We start from the raw sequence: 25,860 nt of genomic DNA on the forward strand, positions 1-25,860 counted from the left end.
AACTCGCCCTGTGGCTGTCGCGACAATGCGCAGCTTATCGGCGTCTGGACCCCGGCCAGCAGCGCCTGCTGGCCGACATCGGCATCACGGCCGAGGAAGCCGCGAACGTGCGGGGCGGGACCAGGGCGTCCCAGGCTGTGAACGAGCAGGTTGCTGCCGCCGGTCTGTGGGCGTTGGACGGCATGGCCAGCGCTCGTTCCTTCGCCACGGCACACGGGCACCTGGCAGTGCCCTCGGAGTACGTGCACGACGGATTTGCCCTGGGCCGCTGGCTGGTGGAGCAGCGCCGCCAGGACCGCCGACACGCTCAAACCACCGGAGGCGCGTGGCCGCGTGGCGGGCTGCTGGCCGAACTCGATCCCTGGTGGAACCCGCCGTGGCCTTATCCCTGGCAGCGGTGCTACCAGCAGGCCCGTAAGCGATGGCAGAAGGGACAGCTGAAGGTGCCCGGCCCATCACGGCGGGGACGAGGACGAGGTGACAGTGTGGCTGCGCCGTCAGTGCGCCCGGCACGACGTACTGCAACCCGAGCAGCAGAACCTCCTCGCGGACATCGGCATCACCTCTGCTGTCGCCCGCGCAGTGACCGACGCCGGCCAAAACCCCGCCTGCGTAGACACAGGGCTCGCCCACGCACGGAGCTATGCCGCCGAACACGGGCACCTGGCCATGGCCGAACGGACCCGCCACCACGGCTTCGCTCTGGGGCGCTGGCTCCTACGCCAACGACACCGCGTCGCTGACGGGCGCACCGACCCCGCCCGGATCGCCGCGCTGAACGCCCTCGACCCACACTGGAACCCACCCTGGCCCCTGGCCTGGCAGCGCGCCTACCACCGGGCACGCACCGCCACGACCAGCGGAAACCTGACCGCGGCCCAAGGCCGCTGGATCACCACCCAGACACAGCTGTGGGACAGCCTCCACCCCACCAGCAAGAACTCCTGGCCGGCCTCGGCGCCGCGCCCGCCACCGAACCCGTGCCGACTCCTACGACGACACGCCGCTACCCACCGGGCGAAGGCCTCCCCCACGCCCGCTCCTACGCCGCCGAACACGGGCACCTCGCCGTGTCCAAACACACCCGCCGCCACGGCTTCGCTCTGGGGCGCTGGCTCATCCAGCAGCGACGCAAAGCCCGCGCAGGCCTCCTGTCCGCCCGCACCCTGCAAGAACTCACCCTCCTCGACCCCTGGTGGAACCCGCCCTGGCCCTTCGCCTGGCAACGCAAATACCACCAACACCGCACCCTCCACGCCACAGGCCAGCCCCTCCCGCCCGAACTACAGCGCTGGGCCCGCAAACAGACCACCCTCTATCCGCAACTCCACCCCCACCAGCAGGCGCTCCTGAGCACCGTCGATATCCGCCCTGATGCCCCAGCCGACGAGGCTCCTTGCGTGGAGTGTGACGGTAAGACTTCCGAGAGTGATCACATAGAGTTATTCTTTCCTCCTTGCAGGTGAGGGGGGTATGTGCGGTACGAGCAGCGTGCCTACGCGCGTTGCATTCCTGGAACTCATGGCGGAGTTGTACGAGAATGAGTTCGAGGACTTCTTCCACCGGCTCATGTGCTCGAGGTACTCAGACTTCCTGGATGTTCGCACTGCGGGCAGTCTGGGCGATATGTCGGCAGATGGTCTTACCCTGCACTCCCGCAAGCTGTACGCCTGCTATGCCCCGCAGACGGTGAAGCCGAGCAAGATCCGCAAGAAGTTCGACGGTGACCTGACCGGTGCGCTCGCCAAACGCAGTGGGCAGTTCGACACGTTCGTGTTTGTGCATAACGATCGACGCGGCGTTCACCCCGAAGTGACAACAATGCTGTCCGAGGCCTCCGCCAGCAGGCCGGACCTGCACTTTGAGCAGATGGGTAGCCGACGCTTGTGGCACGAGTGCATGCAACTGGACCAAGTGACGGCGGAAGACGTCCTCCGGTGCGAGATCCCGATCAAGGAGATGACGTTCGGAATCGGGATGGATGGTCTTGAGCCTCTTCTGAAGCGGCTTCAGGAACTCCGAACCTCCTCTGACCCGCTCATGCCTCTGCCGGACGTGCGCATCGAGAAACTGGACTTCAACCGGCTCGAAGGCGAAGCACGCGAGGACCTGCTCCGCGGGATGCGGCAGGCCCACCTCGTGGACGCGTTCTACGCGGGCACTATGCGGGAGCTGGAACACGATGAGGTCGCGCGGGGCTTCCACGTGTACTACGAGCAGGTTCGCAGGCACTGGGACGATCCTGAAGACGTGCTGTGGCAGCTCCAGATGTACGTGCTGGGCAACGCACAGCCGCGGCCGAAGGTGCTGCGTGCCGCCCTCGTTGTACTCGCGCATTTCTTCGGCCGGTGCGACATTTTCGAGGCGCCTCCCACTGGCTGGCAGCCTGGGATCGGGATATCTGCATGATCACTCCGACGAAGGGCATCGCACCTGACCGGTGCCTGCTGGCCGTCGGCGCCCAGGTCCTGCTGCAGTTGGACGAACCGCGGTCGGTCAGTCAGACGTGGGCCCGGCTGAGGACATGGCGGGCCGAGCACGGCCACGCTTCGCCCGTATCGTTCGGCTGGTTCGTCCTGGCGCTGGACGTGCTCTACAGCATGGGCGCCATAGAGCTCGACCAGGACATCCTCGTTGCAAGGAGCATGCATGCTGCGCCGCTTGAGCGCTGACGACGAGCGCTTCAAAGAGGTGTCCTTCGTCGAAGGCCTGAACCTGATCGTCGCCTCCACCACCGCCTCGTCCGCAGACACTGACAGCCGCAACAGCGCCGGCAAGTCCAGCCTGATCGAGCTGATCCACTTCTTGCTCGGATCTCGAGCGACAAATACCGCTCGCCCTGAACAAGGCGCTGCGGCACATCACGTTCAACCTTGAAATGGACTGGCCGGGGCTGAGCAGTCCGCTTGCTGTCCGCCGCAGCGGACAGCGCGCCGGATTCGTGACACTCAACGAGGACGTGACCGGGACAGATGACGGTGCCATGTTTCCCCGCACAGGTGCTGTGGAACTGCCCGTGGAGCGGTGGACACAGCTGATCGAGCGGGATCTCTTCGATCTGCGCGGTGACCACCCGGGCGTCAGCGGAAGGGTACTGCTGTCCTTCCTCGCCCGGCGCATTTCGTCGCACGGCTTCAACGAGCCGACCCGTACCTTCTCCCGCCAGTCCGCCCCGGAAGCCGCCTCCAACCTCGCCTACCTTCTGGGCCTGGACTGGCAGCTCGTCGACGAGTACAGGCAACTGGCCGCCCGCAAGGCGACACGTGTCCAGCTGAAGAAAGCGGTCGATGACCCCGTGTGGGGGCGCATCGTGGGGTCTACGGCAGACCTCAGGGGCCAGATCACGCTTGCCGAGGCGCAGGTGGAACGGCTCCGTGCACAGGTGGCAGCCTTTCAGGTCGTCCCCGAGTACGAGCGGCTCAAGGACAGAGCGGACCAGGTCAGCCGGCGCATCAAGCAACTGGCGCAGGAAGATGTGATCGACCAGCACAACCTCGAAGAGCTCCAGGCAGCCGTCACCGAGACCACCGACGTCGAAGTCGACTACCTTGAGCCTGTCTACCGCGAGCTCGGCGTCGTCCTCAACGATCAGGTCCGCCGACGGTTCGAAGATGTGAGGACGTTCCACCACTCAGTGGTCCGCAACCGCCGACGCTTCCTGGAAGAAGAGATCGCCGAACTCACAGAGCGGCTTCAGTCACGCCGCTCGGAGCGGGCACGCTTGGGCGAGGACCAAGCCCGCCTCCTTCGAGACCTTGCCGAGGGAGGAGCGCTGGAGGCTCTGACGGCCCTGCAGACAGCCCTCGGGCGTGAAGAGGCCGCTCTCCAGGCGCTGCGTCACCGCTTCGAAGCGGCGCAGACCCTCGAAGCGAGCGCCCGGCAGATCACCGCGAAGAGTGTGGAACTGCAGCAGGCCGTTGACACTGATCTCCAGGAGCGCCGCCGTCAGACCGACGAAGCCATCCTGCTGTTCTCTCACTACGCCCAGCGCCTCTACGGTGAAGGGCGCGAGGCCTACCTCGCCATCGAGGCCGGCCGCAACAGCCTGACCATCACCCCGCGCATCGACAGCGACGGCAGCCGCGGCATCAGCAATATGGTCATCTTCTGTTTCGACCTGACCCTCGCGGTGCTGGCACACCGCCACGGCCGTGGTCCCGACTTCCTCATCCACGACAGCCACCTCTACGACGGCGTCGACGACCGGCAAGTCGCCGCTGCCTGAAACTGGCCGCCGAAGTCACCGAGGAAGAGAACCTGCAGTACATCGTCACGATCAACACCGACAGCCTGAGTATGGCAGCACAGCGCGGCTTCGATCCCGAGCCCTACATCCGCAGCCCCCGCCTCACCGACGAACACGAAACCGGCGGCCTCTTCGGCTTCCGCTTCAAAACCACCGGCAAGAGATAGACGAGGTGGCCGACGCCAACAGGATTGCCCCCGACTGCAGTCCCGCACCTGGGATCTTCCGTGTCGCTCCCCTCTCCGGGGAAACGACGTCATCACTGATCTGCCGCATCGCGAGCCGCTACGGGCTGGAAGCGAAGGTGCTGCGGTCCTGCTGGCACTGGCGCAACTACCAACCCGGGCACGGTGGCGGAGGTGCGCGAGCAGATGCCGAGGTGCTGCTGAACGCAGCCGGACGGCAGCGCCTGGCAGGCCTGTGCGGCGTCAAGGAAGACGTGCTGGCGCGGGCGTTGCCGTCCTGGGCGCGGGAGGACTCCAAGCTGCCCGCCGAGGAAGACGGAGTGCCGGCGGCGGCGTGGCGGATTGGCGGCGCGGTCGCCGGGCCGGTGGCATTCGGCTGCCGCCTGTGCACGGCCCGGCGTACGGGGACGGCAGTGCGGATGGTGCGGTACGCGCCGCTCTGGTCCCGGGTGTGTTCGGCATGGGCGGTGGCTCCTGGACGCGGACGCCGACCAGCCTCTTGAGCATCTGGACGTGCGGGGTGTGCCGGAGGTGGCCGCGGCGCAGCGGCGGTGGTGCCGGTGTGGCACGGCGGGCGGTGCGGGCCGGCGCGGAGCCAGAGCGCGTGTTCGCTCTGGCGCACGCGGTGGTGGCCCGGTGGTGGGAGCACGCCCTTCACTGGGAGCAGGAGACGATCTGGCCACGGCGTCTGCACCAGGTCGCGGGCGGCAACGCCGGGGATGATCTGGAGCAGTGGCGGATCGTGGGCCGGGACGCGGTCGTCTTCCCCGAGGTGGTGGCCGTCGCCGACGCGCTGCTGGACCCGGCCATGGCCCAGCTGGCGTGGGCCGACAGCGGCGCCGGACAGCCGCGGGCGCTGCCCGCCGACGGGATGTTCTGCCGCCGGCTCGGCGAGCGAGTGGACCGCCCGTGGCTGGGGCCGCTGGCCGCGACCGACTACGGCGGCCCGCTGACCTCCTGGAGGGGCAGCATCATCCGCATCTGCCGCGGGACCGGCGGACCCCCCGGATACGACAACGATCCCTGGTGGCTGCGCCAGGAAAACCAGCCCTCCACCATGGCCGGACAGCTGCGCGTGCTGGGCAAGGAGAAGAAAGCGCCGGGCTCGGGGACGATGTGGCGCTCGACCGTGCCCGCCGAGCAGCGCGCCCAGATCACCAGCCTCGTCGACGGCGCTCAGGAGCAGCTCATCCAGCTGCGCGGGGCGCAGACCGGTTCGAGTGCGGACGTGGCCCAGCATCTGCTGCGCATCCTCAGCCACAGCGCCGCCCTGCTCGAGAAGGCCCTGCAGCACACTGTCGTGGCAGCCGTGAACGCCGGGGTGCCGCCGCGGGATGTGGCCCAGTGGGCGAAGCTGTCCCCCGGCCCGTTGGCGGACGCGCTCAAGGCCTACCAGGGCGCGGGCGACGAGTAGGCGCCGGTTCGCCGGGAATTGGGCGGCCCGGGACAGGTCTTTGGGGCGCTGGTGTGGTGGCCCGGTGTTACCGCATCACGCGGCTCCACGTGATCGAAACGCCGAAACAGCTCCGGCCGGCAGCCGGGCCGGTTTGGCTGGGCCAGGTGAGCGGCAAGGGTACGGCGGCCGGGTCTGGCAGCAGACCGAGGCAGGTGGACGTGAACATCGGGGCCGGGTTCGAGGCGGTCTTCCTCGATCCCGTCGGGCGGGCGGTGCAGCAGCGGTGGGCGGACGCCGCCCTCGCGGTCGCGTTCGAAGACCTCGATCCGGTGTCGGCGTTCCCGGTGGTCCCGGGACGGCGGTGGGGGCCGGGTCTGTGGTGGTCGGCCACCACCGGGCGGCACGTGGCCGCCGGATCGAACGCCATGCGTACGCAGCTGATGGCCCTGGACCGCTACCCGCAGGTCACCGGCATGGCCGGACAACCGGTACGACTGCTGTGGCGCGACCGTCGGGGCCAGGTGCGTTCCTGGGTGCCGCAGTTGTTCGCTCGCTACGCCGACGGCACCGCTCTGCTGGCCGACTGCCCCGGCCACCCCGATAGCGGCGGCGAACGCGCCCTGAAGGCCGCGCATGCGGTGGCTGCGGCGTGCGCGGACATTGGCTGGACCTACCGGCGCCTGGCGCCGCTGGACGAAGTTCTGGCGGCGAACCTGAAATGGCTGGCCGGCTACCGCCACCCCCGCAACCAGGGCAGGCCCGGCCTGATGCCCGCAGTCCTCGAGGCCTTCTCGCGGCCGCGGCCGCTGATCGAGGGCGCCGAAGCGGCCGGCGACCCGATCGAGGTCCTCCCGGCCGTCTTCCACGCCCTGTGGCACCACACGCTGACGACAGCACTCAAGGCGCCGCTGCACGAACGGGTCATCGTCAGTCCCGGTTCCCTCCGCGAGGGCCTGTGGCGCAGCGCCGGCCGAGAGCCGGCACGATGACGCCGGCGCCGGGCGTGGCGGGGAGAGCCAGGGCTTGCGTCCCCGCGGCCGAGTGCCCGGCGTCAGGCGAGGGGTTGCGGCGGGGCTTGCGCCTGGTGCGGGGAGGCGGTGTGAGCAGGCAGCCGACTGAGCGGTCGGCCGGTGTGGAGGTCGGGTCTCATGTTCGCTTCCGCGGATTGCGGTGGCAGGTCGTTTGCCCTGGCCGGGCAGTGCGTTCACCTGGCCGGCGAGGACGGCAGTGATGAAGCGGTGCTCGCCGGGCACCTCTTCCGCCGATCCAGGCTTCGCCCCTCCTGGGGGCAGAGGCGCAGCAGCCTCAGGCGGTGCCGCGGTGGGGGCTGTTCGAGACGGGCCCGGCCGCGTGCACGGGAGAAGGCGCTGGCCCTGGCAGCGCCACGTCCGGGAAGCTCGAGTGCGGGTTGCCCGGCGGGCTGGGCAGCGGCGGGCCCGGGTGCGGGAGCAGTACGACCCGAGCAGCACACGCTGGCCGAACGGAAGAGCCCAAAGCAGCAGAGCTGACAGCGCTCGGCTTCGGCCGGGTGTCCCGTACGACGGTTGCAGCGCATGCGCCTGGCCTACCGCAAACAGGGCCTGTAGGGGGCTCATCGACCACCGCACCACCGTGGCCCCAGCCCCACGGACGAGCCGACGAGCGGGTCGTCGCCGCGGTCAAGGAAGGCGCTGCGCCGCCAGCCGCGGCCGCTCCAAAGGCACCATCAAAGGCTGATGCCGCTGGTCGCGCACATCCTAAGGACCGGCACGGCGGCGCGGTGGCGATGCCGGCACAGGCCACCTTCTACCGGCTCGTCCATCAGCTCGCCGACCCCGCCGACCATCCCGCACACCCGGTGCGCACCACCGCCCATCACCCGAGGACGGACGAGGGCACACGCCCACCGTCGCCCTGCGGCCCGGAGGGAAGCAGGTGCAGATCGACACCACCCGGCTCGATGTCCTGGCCCTGTTCGACGACGGCACCCTGGGCCGGCCTGAGATGGCACGATCGCGGTAGACGTTTGCGACGCGAGCGATCCTCGCGGCCGTGCTCTGTCCGGGCGGGACCCAGGCCGTCGGACGCGGCCCTGCTGCTGGCGGAGATTGGCCGTCCCCCACCCGTTCGAAGCCCACCTGGCCCTGACGCCCCTGCGCTTCAACCCACAGCCAATGCTTCCCGGGTTCGGTTGCTGACGCTGTGACGAGCGACTCAGGACGCGGCCGCGCCGCCCGCGTCGTGATCCCCGAGACGATGTCGTGGACCGGGGCAAAGTATTTCCCTTTCCAGGGCGTTCACTGCCGCCTGCGAGACCCTGGCGTCAGCGTGCAGCCCGCCCCGGCCTACGCGCCCCACCGCCAAGGGCATCGTCGAGCGGACCTTCGGCTCGATCAACACCCTAGGTTCTGACCTAGGCACTCCTGCCCGGCTACACCGGCTCCGACGTCACCCGCCGCGGGCGATGGACGCCCGAACGCGAGGCGTGTTATTCACGTCGCGCAGTTGCAGGACCCTCCTCGACGAATGGCTCGTGCACTACCACCACCGCCCGCACCAAGGGCTGCGTCATCCCGTGCTGCCCAAGGCCGCAAGTGACACCGAACCAGGTGTGGGCCGCCCTCATCATCGGTCGCCGGGGGGGTACGGTCCCCGTTCCCCCTCACCAGGGACGACTACCTCGAAACTGCTGCCGGTGCGCTGGCAGGCCATCACCGAACGCGGGATCCGCCTGCACCGCCGCACCTACGACTGCGACCTCCTGGCCCCCTACCGCAGGCAGCCCTCCCCCATCACCGCCCGCGGCGGGAAATGGGAGGTCCACACCAACCCCCCACGACCGCCCGCCAGATCTGGCTGCGCCTGTCCGACGGCACGTTCGCCGAGATCCCCTGGATCCACCGCGACCCACGTCCACCGCCCGTTCAACGAACAGACCTGGCAACGCATCCGCACCACCGTCACCCGCCACACCGACCCCGACAGCCTTGAGGCCGACCTCGCCGACGCCCTCGACCAGCTCATGCGCCGCACCCGCACCGGCAACGCCACCGCAGGCGAACAACGCCTCCTGGCCCGCACCCAGCCCGCCCGAACACCCCTGCCCCCACCGCGCTCCGCAAACAGCCACCCGAGCGAAACAGAGGCCAGTGCCGGCCCGACCGGGCCCGCGACGGACACCGACAGCCTCGACGACTTCGACGAGGAGCAGGACCTGGCCCTGGACGCTGAAGAAGACGACGCCGACGACGGCTCGCCCGCCGTCCCCTACACCGGACTCGGTCTCTACGACGCGCGCGCAGAGGCCCTGAAATGGTGAGCAGCCGCCCGCCCGCCACAGCCGCCGATCCCGGCAGCAACACCACACCCGACGTCGGCCGAGCGGGGCAGTCCACAGCGGACACGATGACCGCGTCATGGCCCGTGACCACCTGGCAGGGCTGGCACCACTTCGTCGCCACGGCGCCGCCCGCACCGCCCCAGCCCGGCCAAGAGCCCCGCAGCCCGGAGGAACGCCTCGCCTACCACTCCGCGTTCGTCACCGTCCGCACCCCCGCCATCGACACCCTCGCCACCAGCGTGCGCACCCTGATGATCCTCGGCCGCCACCAGACCACCACCGCACGGCCCTCACTGATCGTCACCGGCCCCGCAGCCGCAGGCAAAACCACCGCCCTGCTCCACGTCGGGCGCACCTGCCACCTCGCCCACACCCACCGCACCCCCACCCCGCCCGGCCACCACCCTCAGGTGCCGGTCGCCTACGTCCTCGTCCCACCCGGCGCCACCGCGAAGAGCCTCACCGCCGAATTCGCCCGCTACCTCGGCATACCCACCACCACCCGCATGACCCAGGCCCAGATCACCGAGGCCGTCTGCCACACCTACAACACCGCCGGCATCCAACTCGTCCTCATCGACGAGATCCACCGCCTCAACCCCCGCACCACCACCGGCGCCCAAGCCGCCGACCTGCTCAAAGACCTCACCGAACGCATCCACGCCACCTTCGTCTACGCCGGCATCGACGTCACCGCCACACCCCTGTTCAGCGGCGTGCGCGGCGCCCAACTCGCCGGCCGCGCCACCCTCATCGACTGCGGCCCCCTCCCCGCCCGCCACGGCAACCGGCACCCCTTCACCGACGTCATCACCGACCTCGAAAACGCCCTCGATCTCCAGCACCACCGCCCAGGCACGCTCCCCCGCCACCACGCCTACCTCCACCAGCGCACCGCCGGCCGCATCGGTAGCCTCACCCGCCTCATCCGCCAAGCCGCCATCACCGCCATCTGCGACGGAACCGAACGCATCACCAAGAAGACACTGGAAGCCATCCAGCTCGACCACCTCGCCGAAGAAGCAAAGGGCCCCCGCACCCGCCGGCCGTCCGCACCGGCATGATGCGGACGTGAAAAAGACCAGAGATACGCCGACTGACGATAAGTTCGCTGCCGTCTGCAGCCAGGTGTGGGACGTCCTGATCCCCGCCCGTGCCGACTACCTGGCAGGAGTCTCACCGCACTACGACGAGGTGTTCCACGACGTCGTGCAACGAACCGAGCACGCCAGCAGCCTCGGGAAGACGGACATCGCGGCCCTGGTCGTCTGGAAACGGCTCTCCGCACAGACCGCGTGGGTATCGGCGCTCATGTCCCTGCCCGACGCACACGTGCGCGAGGTCACCAAGCGGGCCGTCACCGCAGTCCGGGACACCGCGGTACCGCGCAGTGAGGCTGCCCGCAAAGGCCGCAGCATCATGTGGGAACTGCCGGGCTTCCGTACCGGCGACGCCCTCGCCTCAGCCGCCCTGACAGCAGCAGCCCCCACACGGATGGCCGTCTACGACCGCCGTGTCCAACACGCCCTGGACACCCTGGGCCTCACCCTCACCCGCACACCGGGACGCTACAGCCGCTACATCCAACTCCTCGACAGCCTCCTCCAACACAGCCGAGCACCCGCCGACGGCTGGACCCCACGCGACATCGACACAGCCCTGTACTGGACCGGCAAAAACCCCCAACCCACCGACCACTGAGCCAGGAGCTACCAGCCTTGATGGCGATATCTGAATCTCCCACCCTCGATCTGTATCGTCGCAGAGTTGCTCAGCTTGCTTCCCCCAGGCAGACCCGCGCTGGCTGGCGGACGGCCGCCACAAGGGAGGGGCCGCCCGATAGCCAGCCAGCGCCAGGGCCGTCCAGGCGGTTGGAGGAGTTGCATCCTGTCGAAGCGCCACGCCCTTCGGACGATCCGGCGGTCGAGTAGGAACGAAGCTTCGTCGACACCCAGGGCTGAACTGGCCTTCTCCTCCCGCCTGCCCGGCATGGAACGGACTCCATCGCGGGAGGGGCTGCACGGGGAGGCGAAACTGCGGAGTGGGCCGATTGACCCGGTATGCCGACATGCCCGGTTTCGCCGTCTCTGCTCATTGGATCGCCGTGAGGGGGCGTAGACGACCGTTTCCGCCCCCGGCCCGGCTACGGACTACGTCCGCTGAAACGGGTCCTCTCTCACCGCGTGCCCGTGTGCATGCGGGAGAGCCGCTTGCGGATACGGGGGTCGTCCTTCAGCGCGGACGGGAGCAGGGTGGTGTGATCCCATTGGGTTTCGAGGAGTTGGCCCGCGCTGATCTTGGCAGGCTGTTCGGAGGCCGGGGTATCTGTGTCAGGGTCGTTTTTGCCGTTGCCGCCGGTGTTGCCTTCGATTCGCAACCAGGCGCCCCGTAGGTCTGCGCCCTTCAGGTCGGCGCCGACGAGTTGCGCTCCGCGCAGGTCCGTGCCGCGCAGGTCGGCCCTTCGGAGATCGGCGCCTTCCAGTCGGGTGCCGACGAGGTGGGTTCCCGAAAGACGTGCCCGGGGCAAATGTGCGTTGGCCAGGTCTGCACCGGAGAGGTTGGCGCGCTCCAGCCTCTGCCCGTTCGCCCCTGTCTCTTCCGCTCCGGCCGGGCCTGGCCGCACACCGATGTAGCGCAGGTGAGTATCACGCAGATCGACCCGGGCTGACTTGTCATGGACGGGGTTCCGTTGGGTGAGCGTTTCGAACGCTGCCCGCACGTCGGGGGCGGGCCGGCCGCCAGCGTCCCGCTTCGTCCCGCCTCCGGCAGCTGGCGCACGCGTGCGGATATACCCCGAGAGAACGTCCACAACGGCTGGCTGATCGCGAGGCGAGTCTTCCATAATCCGCCGAAGAGCGAAGATTCCACCGAGGCGCACCCTCGTCGGCCTCGTCTCCCAGGTTGCCCACCGCGGCGTTGAAGCGGTCGGTGATCTGCCCCTCTTTCGTCAACGCCCTCTCCTGCCGGGCTTGATCATTGGCCTGCTGCGTCTGGACACTCGAATACCAGAGGCCGGCCACCGCCACCAAAGACGCGATCAGGATCGACACCAACTCGATGCGCCGCGCCCAGTCCAGACCCCCTGCACCATGCTGAGGGCCGGGTGCGCTCCTCGGCGGCCGAACGGGTCTGCCCCCCGAGCTGGGACGGGCAACAAGACGATGAGGGCGAGGTAACCGGGTGCGGCGGGCAGGCATGGAAGACATACCACCATCCGACTCCGGATGCCCGCATCACCGCAGCGGTTTCCGCTCAGCGCGCAGCTCGCCCCCAGCGCGATCCGCCCTGCGCCCTGGTCCGTGCCGGGGTTCTCGCCGGAGGCGGAGAAGAAGTCAATCGGACACCCGTGGTTGCCGCGCTGTCCGGTGACAGAGACGAGCGACCGTTTTCGCCCCCTGGCCGCTATGGATTTGCGGGCAGCCAAGACGCCCGGGAGAACGACCACCTCAGACGGAGGGGTGCCAACGGCAGTGATCAGCCCGTGGGGAACTGGACCCGTCGCGTCGCTCACCGAACTTCCCCTATCCGTTGAAAACGGGATCAAGTAGGGCGAGGAGCGCACCTGGTCGTTTTCAGAGATCCCCATCAGCCTCCCCGACCCACCCGACTCCATCAGGAACACCTCGACGACATCATTCCCTTCCCCACCGCACACGCCAGACGGCCCCTACAAAGCTCCGACACCACAAACACGAAACCAGGCCTATGACCAGGCACAACACGACTGACCAGCCAAAACACACCCCCGGACCATTAGACGCAGAAGCTACCCACAACGCCCCGGCAATTCCCACTACAACCCACACAACCCCAGGCCAGCCCCACCCCACCCCCACCAAACCCCATTCTCAACCAACACCCAACCCCGCAGCTCACACCACACCCAACACACCAACTACCCACCCTGGAATCGACACCCGCCGACCGGGCCCAGGCCCTCAAAGACATCGATCCCTGGTGGAACCCACCTTGACACCTGAGGTGGCAGCGTCACTACTACCGGGCCCCAGACGCCGCAGCTGGCCGCCCCTCCAGGCCGAGAACGGCTTCAATGACCTCGACGACGCCCTGGCCGCGCGATGGCTGCAGTGCCAGTGCAGCACGTACAACGAGCTCCACCCCGAGCAGCAGCAACTCCTCGCCGACCTTGGCATCACCGCAGCGGCGGTCCAGGGCATGGAACGGACATACACGCGCCCTGCCCCGAAGACGCCGTCTGCGGGGCCGGTCCCGGATACGGAAGACCAGAACGGCCGGGCCGGGCGAACCGCAGATCCGTCAGCTCCCACCGGTCGACGTCGCACACGGCGTGTCACCGACCCGAAGTGTCCCCGCGAGCCTGGCAGCCGCCCTTGGACACCGCCCCGATCTGAGACCGGGCTTCGAGACCGCCCTGCACACGCCCGGGCCTGGCACGCTGAACACGGCCACCTCGCAGCTCCCCGTGACACCCTGCACGACGGCCACCCCCTGGGCTTGTGGCTGTTCAGCCAGCGCAACCGAGCCAAACAACGCGCCCGAGCCGGTATGCCACCCTCACCCCATCTGACCGAAATCACCGCGATCGACCCCTGGTGGAACCCACCGTGGGACCTGCACTGGCAGCGCAACTACTACCGCGCCCGCGACCACATCGCTGCGGGCGAAGCGTCCGACCCCGGCCGCCCGCATCCCCGCACCGAGCACCGTCCTCGGCGGCTGGATCACCCGAGCATGCCTGAAGTACGACCAGCTCCACCCAGACCAACAGCACCTGCTGAACGCAATCAGCATCACCGCCCAGACAGCCGAACAGCGGCCTCCCAGCCCCCGCCCCCGGCCCCACGCCGAAGCCCTCACGCACGCCCGTACCTGGGCTAGCGAACACGGCCACCTCTGCCCGCCGATCAAGACCATCCATGACGGCTTCCCCCTCGGCGAATGGCTCAACCGACAGCGCGAACTCGCGAAAAAGCGCAGCAGCCCCTCCCCCACCCAGCAAGCACTCGCCACGATCGACCCCTGGTGGAACCCTCCCTGGCCCATCCTGTGGCAACGCGCCTACCACCATGCCCGCACCCACCCCCGCCGCCCCACCGCCCGCCACTGGCTCCAAAGCCAGCGCCGCGGCTGGCTGCTCCTCCACCCCGGCCAGCAGCACCTCCTCACCACAGCCGGCCTCATCAGCATCTGAACGTTCCCCTCGGACCGGCATGGCGCCACCGACTCCGAGTCGGCCGACTCCCTCAGCCAGCCGCGGCCGGAGAAAACTCCTGGTGCTGATCTGGCTCAACAAGCCACCGACGGCACCGAGATGACCGATACTGGTGAGCAAGTCCGGTGTGCCCGCAGGACGGTGCGTGAGGCCAGCGAGCAAGAGAAAGGCGGCGCGGAAAAGGTTAAATGAACCGGCTTAAGGGCTTCATAAGCATTCTTTTTGTTATTTTCGCTATGTAGCCCACCCTGCCCAAAAAGCCGAAGAGAACCTCCCCCGCAAAAACCGCCGAACACCCCCTCGAAACCACCCCACGGGAACAGCGAACCCGCCTCCCAAGGGGCTGACAGGCCTGCCATAAAACACCACCGGCCCGCCCCGCGGCGGCGCCGGCCCTTGGCATGCCCTCACACCACGGCACACCTGTGCCGCCTCTCCCCGTCCCAGCCGTCCCCGCACGGCTCGTTCAGGCATGAGGCGGCCCAGCCGTCACGTGCTGGAAGGGCATCCACGCGATGAACCCGTCCCCCCTCGCCCCCCTCACCGGCCTCCTGGCCGGACTCCCCGCCGTCCTCGCCGGCGCCCTGAGCGGCGCACCCTGGTGGGCCGTAGGAGCGACCGTCATCACGGCATACCTCGCCGTCCCCCTCACCAGCCTGATCCTCGAACACGCCCGACAGCGAAAAGGAACACACCTCGACGAGAAATTCGCAGCCACACTCGACCAGATAACAGACCCCGAAAAAAGAATCCAAGCCATCATCAGCTACCGGCAAGCCACAGCCCCCACCACTCCCCAGCCACCACCCGACCCGCCACCAGGAGCACTACCACCCACAGCACCAGACAGCGGCAGCCAGCCACCAGCAACCGCATAGACAAGGACACCCAGGGCCTTCTCCGGGCGCAACACGACGGGTCCGGACGGCCGAGAGGCCATCCGGCCCCTGGACGATCCCCCACTTCTGGGCGATCTCGCACATCGACGGCCCGCCACCCGCCCAGCCCGACGCCGCCGCTCTTCCGGCTTCCGCCAGGCACGCCCGCTCCAGAATGTTCCAAGACAGATCTCCAGCGCCGTCGCGGAGGGGGATCAGGTGCCCGGACCAGGGTGGGAAAACTGGACAGCCGCAGGAGTGGATCCCAGCCGCCCGCCGGCCGACTGGGGCTGGAAGGTGACACGCCCTGCAGGCCACGGCTTCGAGGACGACCTGGCCGACTACGCCGCCGCACTGCGCGACCGCCGCAGCATCCTCCTCGAGGAACCGCCCGGCGTCGCGCTGCGGCGCCGCAAGCAGCCGTGGCACCGGGCAGCCCCGTACGCATCGGGTACGACCTACCCGCCGTTCACGAACGACATCCCCTTCGGACTGTGGATCTTCAGCCTCACCCCGGACGACGACCAGGCACGCTCCGGTGGCTTTGTTCACGTGTAGCGGTTCTGGCTCAGGTTCCGTGCCGAGTGACGCTCCGTTATGGCTGGACATCGAATGCAGCGATTGAAGGGGGTGGCGGGGCAAGCACGGCGCGAAGGCGCGTCAGTATGGCTCGCCACTGCTTCCAGTCCTCCGGGTCGACCCAGTTTGAAGCCGGCCCGTCCTCGTCGCTGGCGATGCGGGCGAGGGCTTTGTCGGCGAGTGCCCGAAGGTCGGAAGGGAACACGGGCATAGGTGTTTCCGGACCGTAGGACTTGTCGACGGGTTCGCCTCCCGGGCATTGCGCCGCGATGAGTGCAGCGGCGGCCACCGCCTCTTCTGCTTCCGTGAGATAGCCGGTGGCGTCGATCGTCCGGATGAGGACGCCTCGGATCAGGGCTTCGCGCGCCTCGGGCTCGGCGTCGTCGAGAGCGTTGGCGAAGTCTGCGGCTGTGTCGTTGTCGAAGGGACCGGTATCCCAGGTGCCCATGCTGATCTCCCTTGCGTAAGGTCGCCCGGATCCTCGCATCAGGGACTGACAACATGACTACGGGGTGAGCGGACCCGTTTGCGCAGGAGGTCGAAGCCTGCGCGGCCGAACATCTGGCGCTTGAGCATCTTAAAAGTTACGTGGAATCTGCCGGGGTGATCATGTCTCTCCGGTGCAACCACGGACTTGGGAGATGTGTTGAGCGGCAGCACGGTGCTGACGGAGAAGTGGCCGGTTCTCGGCCGGCACGAGCAGGCGGCGACCTGGCTGACGATCTGGACGGATCTCGGACGTGCGCCCCGCACGATCGATGCCTACGCGCGCGGGCTGGCCAAGTACCTGCTGATGTGTGAGCGGGAGGAACTCGACCCGGTCACCGCGAACCGCGCGCATATCGCCCTCTACGTACGGGAGTTGACCTCACGGCCTCATCGCCGAGGGGTCAACGTGGTCTCGATCGACTCGGGGGCGGGACTGGCCAACGCCACCATCCAGCAGCGTCTGGTGCCGGTCCGTCTGTTTTACGACTTCCTCATGGAGGAGGGCCTGCGGGAGTCGAATCCGGTCGGCCGGGGCCGCTACACCCCCGGCCGCCGGGCCGGGGCCAGCCAGCAGCGGGGGCTGGTGCCGCGGCTGACCAAGCTGCCGTGGATCCCCACTGAACAGCAGTGGCTGCGGATCTTGGAGGTGGCCCGGCGCGAGCCGGTCCGCAACCGGGTGATGCTCGCCCTGGCCTACGATGCCGCACTGCGGCGAGAGGAGCTGTGCTCGCTGCGGACCGATGACGTCGATCCGGCCCACCGCGCGCTGCGGATACGGGCGGAGACGACGAAGAACCGGCTGGAGCGGGTGGTGCCGTACTCGGCGTCGACCGGGGTGCTGCTGTCGGGCTACCTCGCCCACCGTGCCGGGATCAGCCGGGCCCGCGGGCCGTTGTTCCTATCGGAGTCGCGCCGCAATCACGCCCAGCCGCTGAGCCTGTGGACCTGGTCGAAAGTGATCCGCAGAATCGCGCTGGCCTCGGGCGTCGAGCGGTTCTCCACGCACACCACCCGGCATCTGTGGGCACGGGCATGCCTAGGGGCTATCAACAGCACGAGACCTGCCAGCATGTTCCCGAGAGGTGAGTGGCACAAAGCAGAGCAGTCAGCCGTTGCCCAGTTGTCGGTGCGGGCCAGTAACCTCGGGGGATGGGAGATGCGGTGAAACCCGAAACGCTGCGTTCCGCCATAGCCAGCGCTGTTGCCGAGTTGAAGTCGTACGAGGTCCCGGACGAATGCGTACGTCTGGGGCTTGCTCCCGGAGAAGAGAGCGAGGCCTTCGCGAGCAAGTACCGCTACGTCATGAAGCGACTGCGGCAGCTGGCAGTGCCAGAGCTGACCGCAGTTGCTCGCAAGGTCCTCGACGAGTACGAAACGCCGGAGCTGGAGCAGGTCCTCGCTTCCTTGGGCATGATCGGCGTCGACGGAGAGTTCAAGGACCTGATCTTTGCCGCTAACGGCCCCAAGCCTTGAGATCGTTGCGCGCGACGCGGTCAACAACCGCCTCGACATCGTCCGCAACGCCCAGTACTGCCTGACGTACACCCGGCCTCTCGTCGCCGCCGGCCTGTCATGGGCGGAGCTCGTCAGCTGGTGGCAGCAGACGAACCCCGCCGTGGCAGGTGACCAGGAGGCCGCCTCCAGGACTCTGTGCGCCCGGCTCGCAGACTCGCTCGCCTCCCCGTCGGAAGAAGTCCTGTTCCACACGTACGCGGCCCTGTACTTCCGGGAGGGAGGGTCTGCCCTGCCCGCCCTGATTCCCCAGGTGTATCTCCACTACGACCCCTACACCGCGAAGGCCCGGGCCGAGCCTGGCCCTTTGGCGAGGCAGCGTATGGACTTCCTCCTGCTGCTGCCCAACAGGGTTCGGGTGGTCCTGGAGGTCGACGGCCAACAGCACTACTCGATCAACGGCAAGGCGAGCCCCGAACTGTATGTCCAGATGGTGTCGGAAGACCGGCAGTTGAAGCTCTCCGGATACGAGGTCTACCGCTTCGGTGGCCACGAGCTCGACCGGAGTGCCGGCCCTCGGGCAGTCGCTGGCTTCTTCCGAGAGTTCTTCGGGCGCTACGACATACCGCTGCCGCCCACGGTGCCAACATCCAGCAGCTAGCCGTTGCGGCGTGACTCCCTACGGCGGAGGCTCGTTGGGCATGACGGTGCCGCCCCCAGCCCGCCGCGACGGTGCCTCGGCTGAAGAGCGACCGGACCCGTGACCGGCGACACCGTAAGCCCCAGATGCACCGCATCATCGCGACGTACGCTCACGTGGCCTGGCCACCGACAGCGCCACATCACGGGAGGGCGCACAAGGAACCAGCCATTGAGTTCACACGCCCGTAAGAACCAAGCACGCCAGTACCGCGACCAGCACAAGGTCACCTACACAGCAGGACTGCAGCAGATCCGCGACTGCCTTCCCCCTGCCCAAGGCGCGACGAGAGCCGCCCTGGCACCGAGCTGGACAGCCGACACCGTGCCCCAGGAGCTGCTGGCGGCGGTCGAGCAGCACTGCCGCTGGACCTCGAGCTACTGCCACCGAGCGGTACAGGCAGGCCGCGAGTACGGCGCATGCCTGCGCGAGTGGCAGCGTCTGGTGTCGTACGCCCTCACCGACGCTCACGCCCACAGCCAGCTGCTGATCGGCACCATCGCCGCCTTTCTTTCAGCAGCAGGGCGTCGAGGACGACCTCATCCGAGGGCACCTGCAATCCCCAGGCCCCGACCGCTACGTCACCGGCGATGCCCTGGCCCACCTCGCCGGCCTGCTCGGCCGCCCCCTCCCTAAAGGCACCGTCGAGTCCAGCTGGTACAGCATCGGACGCGCTATCGCCCAGCGCGACTCAGCGGAGTAGTCACGTTCACTCCCCGCCGCGTGGTGTCTCGACTGGGCCATAGCCTGAGCGTCGCACAGGCGGCGGAGAGGATGGACGCTTACGTCGGCCTACCGGCTTTCTTCGATGATCCTGTAATGGGTGTCCGCCTTCAGGCCTTCATCCCTGTGGACGTACCACAGGAGGTGTAGGTGTTGGCCGGGCTCATCGAGGCCGGGCCCCCGGTCTGCCCTGAGAATGTTCGGCTGACGGGTCTGTGAGGCGTACATCACAGACGGCCCTGTTCTCCTGAAGCTGCCGCGAAGTGACAAGTAGCTCTCTGTAACGGATCAGGAGTGGGCTTGTCAGCGGTTTGGATCCAGGGAGACCGGGGTGCGGCAGGAGTGGGAGCCGGAGGACCTGATCGAGGTCTGGACGCTGCTGGAGGAGGACCAGGAGCGGCTGAGGAACAAGTCGGGGGCGAACCGGTTGGGGTTCGCGCTGTTGCTGAAGTTCTTCGAGGTGGAGGCCCGGTTTCCGGAGGATGCTGGGGAGATCCCGGTGCCGGCGGTGTCGGTCGCCCAGCAGGTGAGGGTGCCTGCGGAGGAGTGGGCCGCGTACGACTGGGCGGGGCGGGCGATCAAGCGGCACCGGATGGAGATCCGGCCGACCGGATCGCCCAGGGCCTGCGTAACCAGGCCAAGACCGCGCCGTCGAAGGCGGCCGCCGAACTCGTGAGGTGAGGGGTCAGGCGGCGACGCTGGTGACAGGGAACCGCACACAGCGGATTCAGGGCACTCTGGCCATAGTTCCACCTTGCGCGCACCGTGTGACGTCACTGGGCGCCTCGCACACGCATGGCGTCTTTCTTGGCCCGGTTGCCGCAGGTGCTCATTGAGCACCAGCGGCGGAACGTGCCGCGGGTGGCGTCGAGGAAGACCGCGACGCAGCCGGTCCCCGCGCACACTTTGATGGTGCCGACGCGGAGGCCGCCGAGCGTGTCGACCGCGTCGCCGGCCACGACCGCGAGAGCGGACCGTGCCGGCGACGAGCCGGGGAAGCGCCAGTTGACACCAGCGCCGTCGAGTACGCGGAACGCGTCGTTGCGGCCGGCCCAGTCGTTGATGCGATCCCGGTCCGCCTCGGCCATCTCCTGTGCATCCGCGACGGCCCGGGCCGCACGGTAGATCGACTCCCGCAGCTCGCGCGCCTCGCGCAGCAACTCCTCGTCCAACCCTGGCGGCCGCCCGCCCAGCCCTGCGGCGGCGAGCCACTCGGCCAGGTCCGACGGGCGGAGCAGCGAGTCCCTCGGTGTCGCCGTCTCGCGAGCCGTCACCGTCTTCGTGAACTGGAGACACAACGGCTGTGCCTCGGTGTCCGAGCGCCCGCCGCGTTCCCTCACTGCCACATTTCCTCCGTCCGCCACGAGAACCACACTATCCGGTTCACTCAGACTCCTGCTACTGTCCGAACCACTTAAAGTGGTTCAACTCTTTGGAGGGGCGCTATGACGCTTGTCCCAGCAGTGCCTGTGACCGGATTCGGCACCGTAACGGCGATGCCCGACCTGCCGACCGGGTTCGGCGAACGGTTCCAGAGCAACCGCTACGACCTGGGCGACATCTCCCTGCACGCCGTCTCGGGCGGTTCAGGGCCCGCGCTGCTGCTGGTGGGTGGCTGGCCGCAGTTCTGGTGGCAGTGGCGCAAGGTGATGCTCCCGCTCTCCGAGCACTTCACGGTGATCGCGGTCGATCCCCGCGGAGTGGGACGCTCCGACAAACCGGAAACGGGGTATGACAGCGTCACCGCGGCACAGGACCTCGCCCGGCTCATGACCGCCCTGGGCCACGAGGACTTCCGGCTGGTGGGCCACGACGTGGGCATGATGCTCGCCTACGCCCTGGCTAGCGATCACCCCTCGCGCGTCACCCAACTCGTGCTGGCCGAAGCTGCCCTGCCTGGCATCTCCGACGACCCGAGTGCCACGCCCCCGGCCACCCGCGCGGTCGAGGCCACCTGGCACTTCATGTTCAACCGACTGCCGTCGGTCAACGAGAAGCTCGTCGAGGGACGCGAGGACCTCTACTTCCGCGATCAGTTCACCGCCAAGGGCGCCACACCCGACGCGATGCCCTCGGACGTCGTCGACGTTTACATCGAGGCGCTTCGCCGGTCCGGCGCGCTGCATGCCAGCTTCCAGTACTACCGGGCCCTGGACGTGACGATCACCCAGAACCAGGCGCGGACGCACGCCCCTCTGACGATGCCTGTGCTGGCGGTCGGGGGCGCCGCCTTCCGCGGAGCCGGCGTCGCGGGCGACGTACGCCGCGTCGCCAGCGACGTGAAGGAGCTCGTGATCGAGGGATGCGGGCACTATGTGCCTGAGGAGGCACCCGACGCCTTCGTCTCGGCGCTCCTGTCGTTCTTCACACCCGCAGGCTCAGCACTGGCCTGACGTCCGAGGAATGCCGCCGCCCCCGCGCTGATGGCCGACGGAGGCGTCGCCGGCCTTGGGACGCCGATCCCGAGCAGGACCGGATCATCGCCGCCGCCCGCGCCGGCACCCTGCCCACGGTCACCATGGCCGACGTCGTACGCCTGCGCCGCGAGCGGGGCGGAGAGCTGCCGGGTGAGTGACACCGATCCCGACGACCTGTGGCCGGTCGAGCCGTCCGAGGCCATCCAGGACACGCTCGCTGACCCGAAACTGCCCGTCGAACTGTTCTCCGCGATCGTCGCGCTCACCGTCGAAATCGTCGAGAACCGTGGCTGCCGGACAGCACCGCGCGCGACAGCGCCAGCGACTGGCGCCGACTCCCGATCCCTCACGGCCGCGGCCTGGTCGAGTACGTCATCGACACCAACCACCACCACGTCGTACGCCTGACCCGGTTGACGTCCTCCCGGCACTAACGGACCGGGATTCTGGCCGCGACCGGAGGCGACCCGACTGCATCCGTCTCACGCCGCGCTCGCGGCCACCGTCGGCTCCGCCCGCCTGACCTCCGCCCTCACCGACATGCACCAGGCCGCCAGCGTGCCGGCCGCCTGGTGAGCACCACCAGCACGCCGAAGGGCGGCCCCGACTCGGGGCCGCCCTTCGCGCTGCCGCAGCAGGACCAGCGCGGTGTCACGGCGCGGGGGCCGGCTGGTGACTGGTCCGCTGGCCGGGGATGGTCGCGGCGGGGTTGAGGTCGAGCCGGTTGCTCATGTTCAGCTCGAACCGGCCGTAGGGGTTCACATGGGTCCAGAACAGCGGGGACAGCGCCCGCCGGTCGGCGTCGGTGAGCTTGTCGGCCCACTTCGGCTCGGCCAGCACCTCCTGCAGCAGCAGGGTGTTGACGTGTACCAGGGCGGCCTGCAGCAGGTGCAGGGCGAGCATCGAGACCTCCTGGCTCTCCCGGTCCGGGCCGGTCAGGTCGCCGTCCTTGCCGTAGAACAGGTCGTGGTTGGCAAAGTTCCAGTTCTCCACCACCTGCAGGCCCTCGCGGATCTCCCGCCGCAGCTCGGGATCGGCCAGGTAGTCGCAGATGAACGCTGTCCGCACCGCCCGGCCCAGCTCCTCGATCGCCCGGCAGGTCGGGTGCTTGGGGCCGCCTCGGGTGAAGCGGCGGAGCACCTGCTCGGCCTCCGCCGTGCCCAGACGCAGGGCGGTGGGGTACTTCACGATCTGGTCGTACTGCTGGCGGATCAGCTCCCAGGCGATCGTCTTGCTGGACAGCACCGGTGCCAGGTGGGGCCAGGTGCCGTCCTCACCGGCGGCCGGCCGGTACAGCCGGGCCGAGCCCACGTTCTTCAGGCGAGGGAGCAGGTTGAAGCCCAGCATGTGCGAGAACGCGAACCCGACGATGGACGCGCCGTGCGTGTCGGTGCACTGCCGGTCCACCACCATCTCGGTGCAGTGCCGCAGCACGCCCTCGATCATCGCCGCGACCTCGGAGGCCGAGCAGTTCTTCAACTGGCTGTAGATGCACACCGACTTCCGCTCGACGTGCCAGTAGATCATCACCCCCGGACCCGAAGCGCGCGGGTTCGCGGATTCCTGGACGTGGACAGGGTGGAACCCACGCGTCTTCGGAAGCGTACCCGTTCAGTCGATGCGGGTTCCTGCCGCCGATTTCGCCTCCTGTTAGGTATCCATGCGGCCGGTGTTGTGCAGAACCAGAGAGATGAGCGAGGCGAGCCGGACGAACAGGCAGTCGACGGCAGAGCCGTCGGGGAGATCGTGCTTGCCGTGCTCGTGATGCCGGATCGTGAAGTTGTTGCCTGCGCTCGTCAGTGTCCTGAACTCGGTCTCCAGAAGCTCGCGGAACGGTTCGGAGCCAGGGACAGCACGGACCAGAAGCTGTTCCGCAGATGCCTTCTTCTTGTCCCCGCCGAGTTCGAGAGCCTTGAGCCGCTCGAAGGCGTCCCAGAGCTTCTCAAGAGCGTCCCGCCGGTCGAGCGGGTTCCTGGACAAGACCGGGCTATCGCGTCGTTGAGCTTGTCATCGAGCTGTGGGTCTCCCGTGCCGGGCCTGAAATCGGAGACCAGCGGACGCGCCTCGGGCGGCCCGAGCCGTCGGACGCACATGTCGTCACCGATGGCGAAGGCGATCCCATTCCTGGCGAACAGCAGGTCAACGCCGCGCTGGAACTGCTCCTGTACCGGCTTCAGGCCGCCGTCGAAGTGCAGGTCGGCCCGCTGTGCATCGAAGGAGTAGTCGGTGTGTTCGAAGCACCAGCTATGGGGCTTGCTGTAGCTCGGCTGTCCGACGTGGAGAGCGACGAAGTCGACCACATCAAGCGCGGTGGCGGTGTCCGGCGCCTTGTCTGGATCAAGCGGAGCCCCAGTCTGTGCCTGGGTGTGAGCCCTTGGAGAGGGCCGGCCAAAGAAGATCTCGTCGGACTCGGTGTCCTGCCCTTCATCAGGCGGCGCCGGGGGCTCGACCAGCTTGGGGACATGGGCTTTGAGGGCGTGGAGGAACTTCTCTTCGTCCGTGCCGGTGATGGTGTTGCGACCTCGGTCGTCCGGACAGTCGTACCGGGGAAAGGCCCGGGCGAGCGAGCCATCGTTGATCCGCTGCTGGATCAGGACGGTGATTCCTGCCCATGCCTCGGTGGTGATGATCTCGCTGACGCGCGGTCTGCCCTGCCCCACGCGGTCGGAGTAGAAGGTGCTCCCGGTCACGGGAACCACCTTGGCAGCGGACTACCCAGCTCTCCAACTGGGATTCTGGGGAAGGGAATGGCTATCGCCAGAGGGTGGACCGGCGTTCGGGGTGGGCCGTGTCGATGTACTTCATTGCGGTCTCGGCGGCGATGCCGAAGACGCGCATGAGGTGGACGGGGTCGGCGGTCTGGCGGGCCTCGTCGAGGATACGGTCCTGGCGGAGTTCGGACAGAGTGAGGCCCAGCGGTCGGAAGATGTCGTTGATGACCATGGTGGAGACGGGCGGGAGCCGGTCGTCTGCCACGGTCTGCTGGCTGACCAGAAGGTAGGGGTTGGCCGTCAGGGGCCACCGTTGGTGGCGGTCGCGGAGCCAGTCACTCGCGAGGATGTGGGTGACTTTCTCGAGGTAGACGGTGTGCCGTAGGTCCCGCCGGACCGTCAGACGGCCGCGGGCGATGTCGAGATCGGTCAGGAGGAGGCAGCGGGTCTCACGCCGGCCGAGCGCGTGGATGGCGACGAGCGCGACGACGAATTCGGCCATCGGAGTGTCGGCCCGGTCGATCAGGCCGCGGAGGCGGTCGGTGGGGATGGGCACGGGCAGGCGTTCGGAGGTGGACAGTGAGACGCCGCGAGTGGGGTCGCGGAAGATCACCCGTTCCTGTTTGAGGGTTTGGAAGAGGCTGCGAAGAGCGCTGAGAAGGTCCCGCCCCGTAGAGCCGGGTCGTTGTTTGAGGGCGTCCTGGACGTCGTCCTTGGTGATCTCGCGCAGGCTGGTGACTCGGGCCGCCCAGGCGGTCAGGACTCGGGAGAGGTAGCCGAGGTACCCCCGGATCGTCTCGAACGGCATCGCGGGGTGTTCCCGGCGGCCCTCGCCCCGCAGGACCAGCACCCAGCGGTGGAGTTCGTCAGCGAGGGGCTCGGGGAAGCTCTGGATGCGCTGGTTGATGGCCCGCTGATGGATATCGACCTGGTGGGCGGGGTCGGGGATGACCAGGCCGCGGCGGCTGAGGAACCGCAGGATCCGGCGTGCGCTGGTGCCGGGCCGGTCGGCGGGAAGCGACCGGATGTCGGCCTCGTGGATGGGGGCGTCGGCGCCGATGCGGGCCAGCAGGATGCGCAGGCTGCGGGCGGCGAGACGCCGTACCTGCTCGTCCCATCCCTGCTGTCTCGCGTGCTGGCGGAAGTCGTCGAGCAGGGTCTCGGCGACAGGGGCGAGGGAGGGCAGGAGGTCCAGTTCCCCAACGGCGATGCAGGTCCCATCACGTCGGGCGTCGAACAGGACGGTCTGTGCCAGGTTGACCAGGTGCGGCGAGATTGCTGGTGCGGGCGGACGTGCAGCGGCGGCTCGTTGCCGGGCCTTGTCGTGCGGCGCCGGATAGCCGAGCGCCCCCGGGGCGGATCGCGAGTCTGGGTGCGAGGTCGCCGCCGAACCACAGCTGGGTCCATGTCTCCGATCGTGCTTCAGGGCCGTGGTGGTCGATGTGCAGGCAGCAGGCTCGGCAGATGCCGTCCAGCAGCGGGACGCCGCGGCGTCCGCAGCGGCGGCAGTCACCGACCGGGTGCCGGCCTGGCCACGTGCTCCAGCTGCTGCAGCCGCAGCAGACGGACCG

Annotated in this window: 24 protein-coding genes and 4 pseudogenes; 22 read left to right on the forward strand and 6 right to left on the reverse strand. The window is 68.4% G+C overall.

The features are described from left to right. Positions 1 to 182: 182 nt before the first annotated feature. The 13 genes and pseudogenes from N6H00_RS40345 to N6H00_RS00050 form a co-directional block, all read left to right on the forward strand. A pseudogene (locus N6H00_RS40345) lies at positions 183 to 293 on the forward strand (helicase associated domain-containing protein); the annotation flags it as partial. A 289-nt stretch (positions 294 to 582) separates the two neighbouring features. Then, positions 583 to 777, forward strand: a pseudogene (locus tag N6H00_RS40350) (helicase associated domain-containing protein); the annotation flags it as partial. Positions 778 to 980: 203 nt separating this feature from the next. Then, entirely contained in the window at positions 981 to 1,466 is a 486-nt protein-coding gene (locus N6H00_RS40355) for a Helicase associated domain protein (RefSeq protein ID WP_443073186.1), read from the forward strand. A gap of 55 nt (positions 1,467 to 1,521) precedes the next feature. Next, the gene (locus N6H00_RS00010) at positions 1,522 to 2,409 is read left to right on the forward strand and encodes an ABC-three component system protein (protein WP_268969399.1); all 888 of its coding nucleotides are present in this window, start codon (positions 1,522 to 1,524) and stop codon (positions 2,407 to 2,409) included. Beyond that, entirely contained in the window at positions 2,406 to 2,672 is a 267-nt protein-coding gene (locus N6H00_RS00015; RefSeq protein ID WP_030405088.1) for an ABC-three component system middle component 6, read from the forward strand. Before N6H00_RS00010 ends, N6H00_RS00015 begins: the two co-directional genes overlap by 4 nt. After that, positions 2,650 to 2,877 carry a hypothetical protein gene (locus N6H00_RS00020; protein ID WP_268969400.1) on the forward strand — a complete coding sequence of 76 codons (228 nt, stop codon included), beginning with the start codon at positions 2,650 to 2,652 and terminating at the stop codon, positions 2,875 to 2,877. Before N6H00_RS00015 ends, N6H00_RS00020 begins: the two co-directional genes overlap by 23 nt. Before the next feature lie 106 nt (positions 2,878 to 2,983). After that, positions 2,984 to 4,413: pseudogene (locus N6H00_RS00025) on the forward strand (ABC-three component system protein). A 5-nt stretch (positions 4,414 to 4,418) separates the two neighbouring features. Beyond that, positions 4,419 to 4,934, forward strand: coding sequence for a hypothetical protein (locus tag N6H00_RS40080; protein WP_329618489.1), 516 nt, complete (start codon positions 4,419 to 4,421; stop codon positions 4,932 to 4,934). A 101-nt stretch (positions 4,935 to 5,035) separates the two neighbouring features. Next, complete coding sequence (locus N6H00_RS40085) at positions 5,036 to 5,845, forward strand: hypothetical protein (protein WP_329618490.1); 810 nt, start codon at positions 5,036 to 5,038, stop codon at positions 5,843 to 5,845. Between the two features lie 194 nt (positions 5,846 to 6,039). Next, the gene (locus N6H00_RS00035) at positions 6,040 to 6,816 is read left to right on the forward strand and encodes a TnsA-like heteromeric transposase endonuclease subunit (protein WP_268969401.1); all 777 of its coding nucleotides are present in this window, start codon (positions 6,040 to 6,042) and stop codon (positions 6,814 to 6,816) included. Between the two features lie 1,685 nt (positions 6,817 to 8,501). Next, positions 8,502 to 9,125, forward strand: a complete 624-nt coding sequence (locus tag N6H00_RS00040) for a hypothetical protein (RefSeq protein ID WP_268969402.1) — start codon at positions 8,502 to 8,504, stop codon at positions 9,123 to 9,125. Between the two features lie 104 nt (positions 9,126 to 9,229). Then, positions 9,230 to 10,210: a TniB family NTP-binding protein gene (locus tag N6H00_RS00045; RefSeq protein ID WP_443073187.1), complete on the forward strand. Its 981-nt coding sequence runs from the start codon at positions 9,230 to 9,232 to the stop codon at positions 10,208 to 10,210. 7 nt (positions 10,211 to 10,217) lie between these two features. Beyond that, positions 10,218 to 10,847: a hypothetical protein gene (locus tag N6H00_RS00050; protein WP_268969404.1), complete on the forward strand. Its 630-nt coding sequence runs from the start codon at positions 10,218 to 10,220 to the stop codon at positions 10,845 to 10,847. Positions 10,848 to 11,322: 475 nt separating this feature from the next. Here the strand turns inward: N6H00_RS00050 and N6H00_RS00055 are convergent, their stop codons facing one another. Further along, the gene (locus tag N6H00_RS00055) at positions 11,323 to 11,865 is read right to left on the reverse strand and encodes a pentapeptide repeat-containing protein (RefSeq protein ID WP_268969405.1); all 543 of its coding nucleotides are present in this window, start codon (positions 11,863 to 11,865) and stop codon (positions 11,323 to 11,325) included. 1,457 nt (positions 11,866 to 13,322) lie between these two features. Between N6H00_RS00055 and N6H00_RS00060 the strand changes: the two genes are divergently transcribed. The 3 genes from N6H00_RS00060 to N6H00_RS00070 all read left to right on the forward strand — a co-directional run bounded on the left by N6H00_RS00060 (position 13,323) and on the right by N6H00_RS00070 (position 15,776). Then, positions 13,323 to 14,006, forward strand: coding sequence for a helicase associated domain-containing protein (locus tag N6H00_RS00060; protein ID WP_268976812.1), 684 nt, complete (start codon positions 13,323 to 13,325; stop codon positions 14,004 to 14,006). Further along, positions 13,918 to 14,319 (forward strand): helicase associated domain-containing protein, encoded by a 402-nt coding sequence (locus N6H00_RS00065; RefSeq protein WP_268976813.1) that lies wholly within the window; start codon positions 13,918 to 13,920, stop codon positions 14,317 to 14,319. The genes N6H00_RS00060 and N6H00_RS00065 overlap by 89 nt, the downstream gene beginning before the upstream one ends. A gap of 1,196 nt (positions 14,320 to 15,515) precedes the next feature. Further along, positions 15,516 to 15,776, forward strand: a complete 261-nt coding sequence (locus N6H00_RS00070; RefSeq protein ID WP_268969406.1) for a hypothetical protein — start codon at positions 15,516 to 15,518, stop codon at positions 15,774 to 15,776. A 37-nt stretch (positions 15,777 to 15,813) separates the two neighbouring features. Here the strand turns inward: N6H00_RS00070 and N6H00_RS00075 are convergent, their stop codons facing one another. Continuing rightward, a complete protein-coding gene (locus N6H00_RS00075; RefSeq protein ID WP_268969407.1) occupies positions 15,814 to 16,245 on the reverse strand; it encodes a DUF4259 domain-containing protein in 432 nt (143 codons plus the stop codon). A gap of 198 nt (positions 16,246 to 16,443) precedes the next feature. Between N6H00_RS00075 and N6H00_RS00080 the strand changes: the two genes are divergently transcribed. The 4 genes from N6H00_RS00080 (at position 16,444) to N6H00_RS00095 (ending at position 19,837) form a co-directional block, all read left to right on the forward strand. Further along, a complete protein-coding gene (locus N6H00_RS00080) occupies positions 16,444 to 17,451 on the forward strand; it encodes a tyrosine-type recombinase/integrase (protein WP_268969408.1) in 1,008 nt (335 codons plus the stop codon). Then, on the forward strand, positions 17,436 to 17,759 hold the full coding sequence (locus N6H00_RS00085; protein ID WP_268969409.1) for a hypothetical protein: 324 nt from the start codon (positions 17,436 to 17,438) through the stop codon (positions 17,757 to 17,759). The genes N6H00_RS00080 and N6H00_RS00085 overlap by 16 nt, the downstream gene beginning before the upstream one ends. Beyond that, positions 17,734 to 18,399 (forward strand): hypothetical protein, encoded by a 666-nt coding sequence (locus tag N6H00_RS00090; RefSeq protein ID WP_268969410.1) that lies wholly within the window; start codon positions 17,734 to 17,736, stop codon positions 18,397 to 18,399. The genes N6H00_RS00085 and N6H00_RS00090 overlap by 26 nt, the downstream gene beginning before the upstream one ends. A gap of 1,093 nt (positions 18,400 to 19,492) precedes the next feature. Beyond that, a complete protein-coding gene (locus N6H00_RS00095) occupies positions 19,493 to 19,837 on the forward strand; it encodes a DUF4158 domain-containing protein (protein ID WP_268969411.1) in 345 nt (114 codons plus the stop codon). A 97-nt stretch (positions 19,838 to 19,934) separates the two neighbouring features. On the opposite strand, the gene N6H00_RS00100 is transcribed toward N6H00_RS00095, so the two are convergent. Continuing rightward, on the reverse strand, positions 19,935 to 20,507 hold the full coding sequence (locus tag N6H00_RS00100) for a CGNR zinc finger domain-containing protein (RefSeq protein ID WP_268969412.1): 573 nt from the start codon (positions 20,505 to 20,507) through the stop codon (positions 19,935 to 19,937). Between the two features lie 150 nt (positions 20,508 to 20,657). On the opposite strand from N6H00_RS00100, the gene N6H00_RS00105 reads away from it, so the two are divergent. Both N6H00_RS00105 and N6H00_RS00110 read left to right on the forward strand, forming a co-directional pair. Then, a complete protein-coding gene (locus N6H00_RS00105) occupies positions 20,658 to 21,554 on the forward strand; it encodes an alpha/beta fold hydrolase (RefSeq protein ID WP_242437920.1) in 897 nt (298 codons plus the stop codon). A 174-nt stretch (positions 21,555 to 21,728) separates the two neighbouring features. After that, entirely contained in the window at positions 21,729 to 21,986 is a 258-nt protein-coding gene (locus N6H00_RS00110) for a hypothetical protein (RefSeq protein WP_268969413.1), read from the forward strand. 243 nt (positions 21,987 to 22,229) lie between these two features. Here the strand turns inward: N6H00_RS00110 and N6H00_RS00115 are convergent. From N6H00_RS00115 to N6H00_RS00125, 3 genes and pseudogenes are all read right to left on the reverse strand, one after another. Further along, positions 22,230 to 23,132, reverse strand: a pseudogene (locus N6H00_RS00115) (Tn3 family transposase); the annotation flags it as partial. Between the two features lie 242 nt (positions 23,133 to 23,374). Continuing rightward, positions 23,375 to 24,268 (reverse strand): hypothetical protein, encoded by an 894-nt coding sequence (locus N6H00_RS00120; protein WP_268969415.1) that lies wholly within the window; start codon positions 24,266 to 24,268, stop codon positions 23,375 to 23,377. Between the two features lie 61 nt (positions 24,269 to 24,329). Continuing rightward, positions 24,330 to 25,802: a site-specific integrase gene (locus N6H00_RS00125; protein WP_268969416.1), complete on the reverse strand. Its 1,473-nt coding sequence runs from the start codon at positions 25,800 to 25,802 to the stop codon at positions 24,330 to 24,332. Between the last annotated feature and the right edge of the window lie 58 nt (positions 25,803 to 25,860).

Source organism: Streptomyces sp. S465 (assembly GCF_026898115.1).
GTDB lineage: Bacteria > Actinomycetota > Actinomycetes > Streptomycetales > Streptomycetaceae > Streptomyces > Streptomyces luomodiensis.

Bases quoted from the DNA above. Each gene is read 5' to 3' on its own strand.
- N6H00_RS00010 (WP_268969399.1), top strand. From the start codon at position 1,522: ATGGCGGAGTTGTACGAGAATGAGTTCGAGGACTTCTTCCACCGGCTC.
- N6H00_RS00015 (WP_030405088.1), top strand. From the start codon at position 2,406: ATGATCACTCCGACGAAGGGCATCGCACCTGACCGGTGCCTGCTGGCC.
- N6H00_RS00020 (WP_268969400.1), top strand. From the start codon at position 2,650: ATGCTGCGCCGCTTGAGCGCTGACGACGAGCGCTTCAAAGAGGTGTCC.
- N6H00_RS00060 (WP_268976812.1), top strand. From the start codon at position 13,323: ATGGAACGGACATACACGCGCCCTGCCCCGAAGACGCCGTCTGCGGGG.
- N6H00_RS00075 (WP_268969407.1), bottom strand. From the start codon at position 16,245: ATGGGCACCTGGGATACCGGTCCCTTCGACAACGACACAGCCGCAGAC.
- N6H00_RS00085 (WP_268969409.1), top strand. From the start codon at position 17,436: ATGGGAGATGCGGTGAAACCCGAAACGCTGCGTTCCGCCATAGCCAGC.
- N6H00_RS00105 (WP_242437920.1), top strand. From the start codon at position 20,658: ATGCCCGACCTGCCGACCGGGTTCGGCGAACGGTTCCAGAGCAACCGC.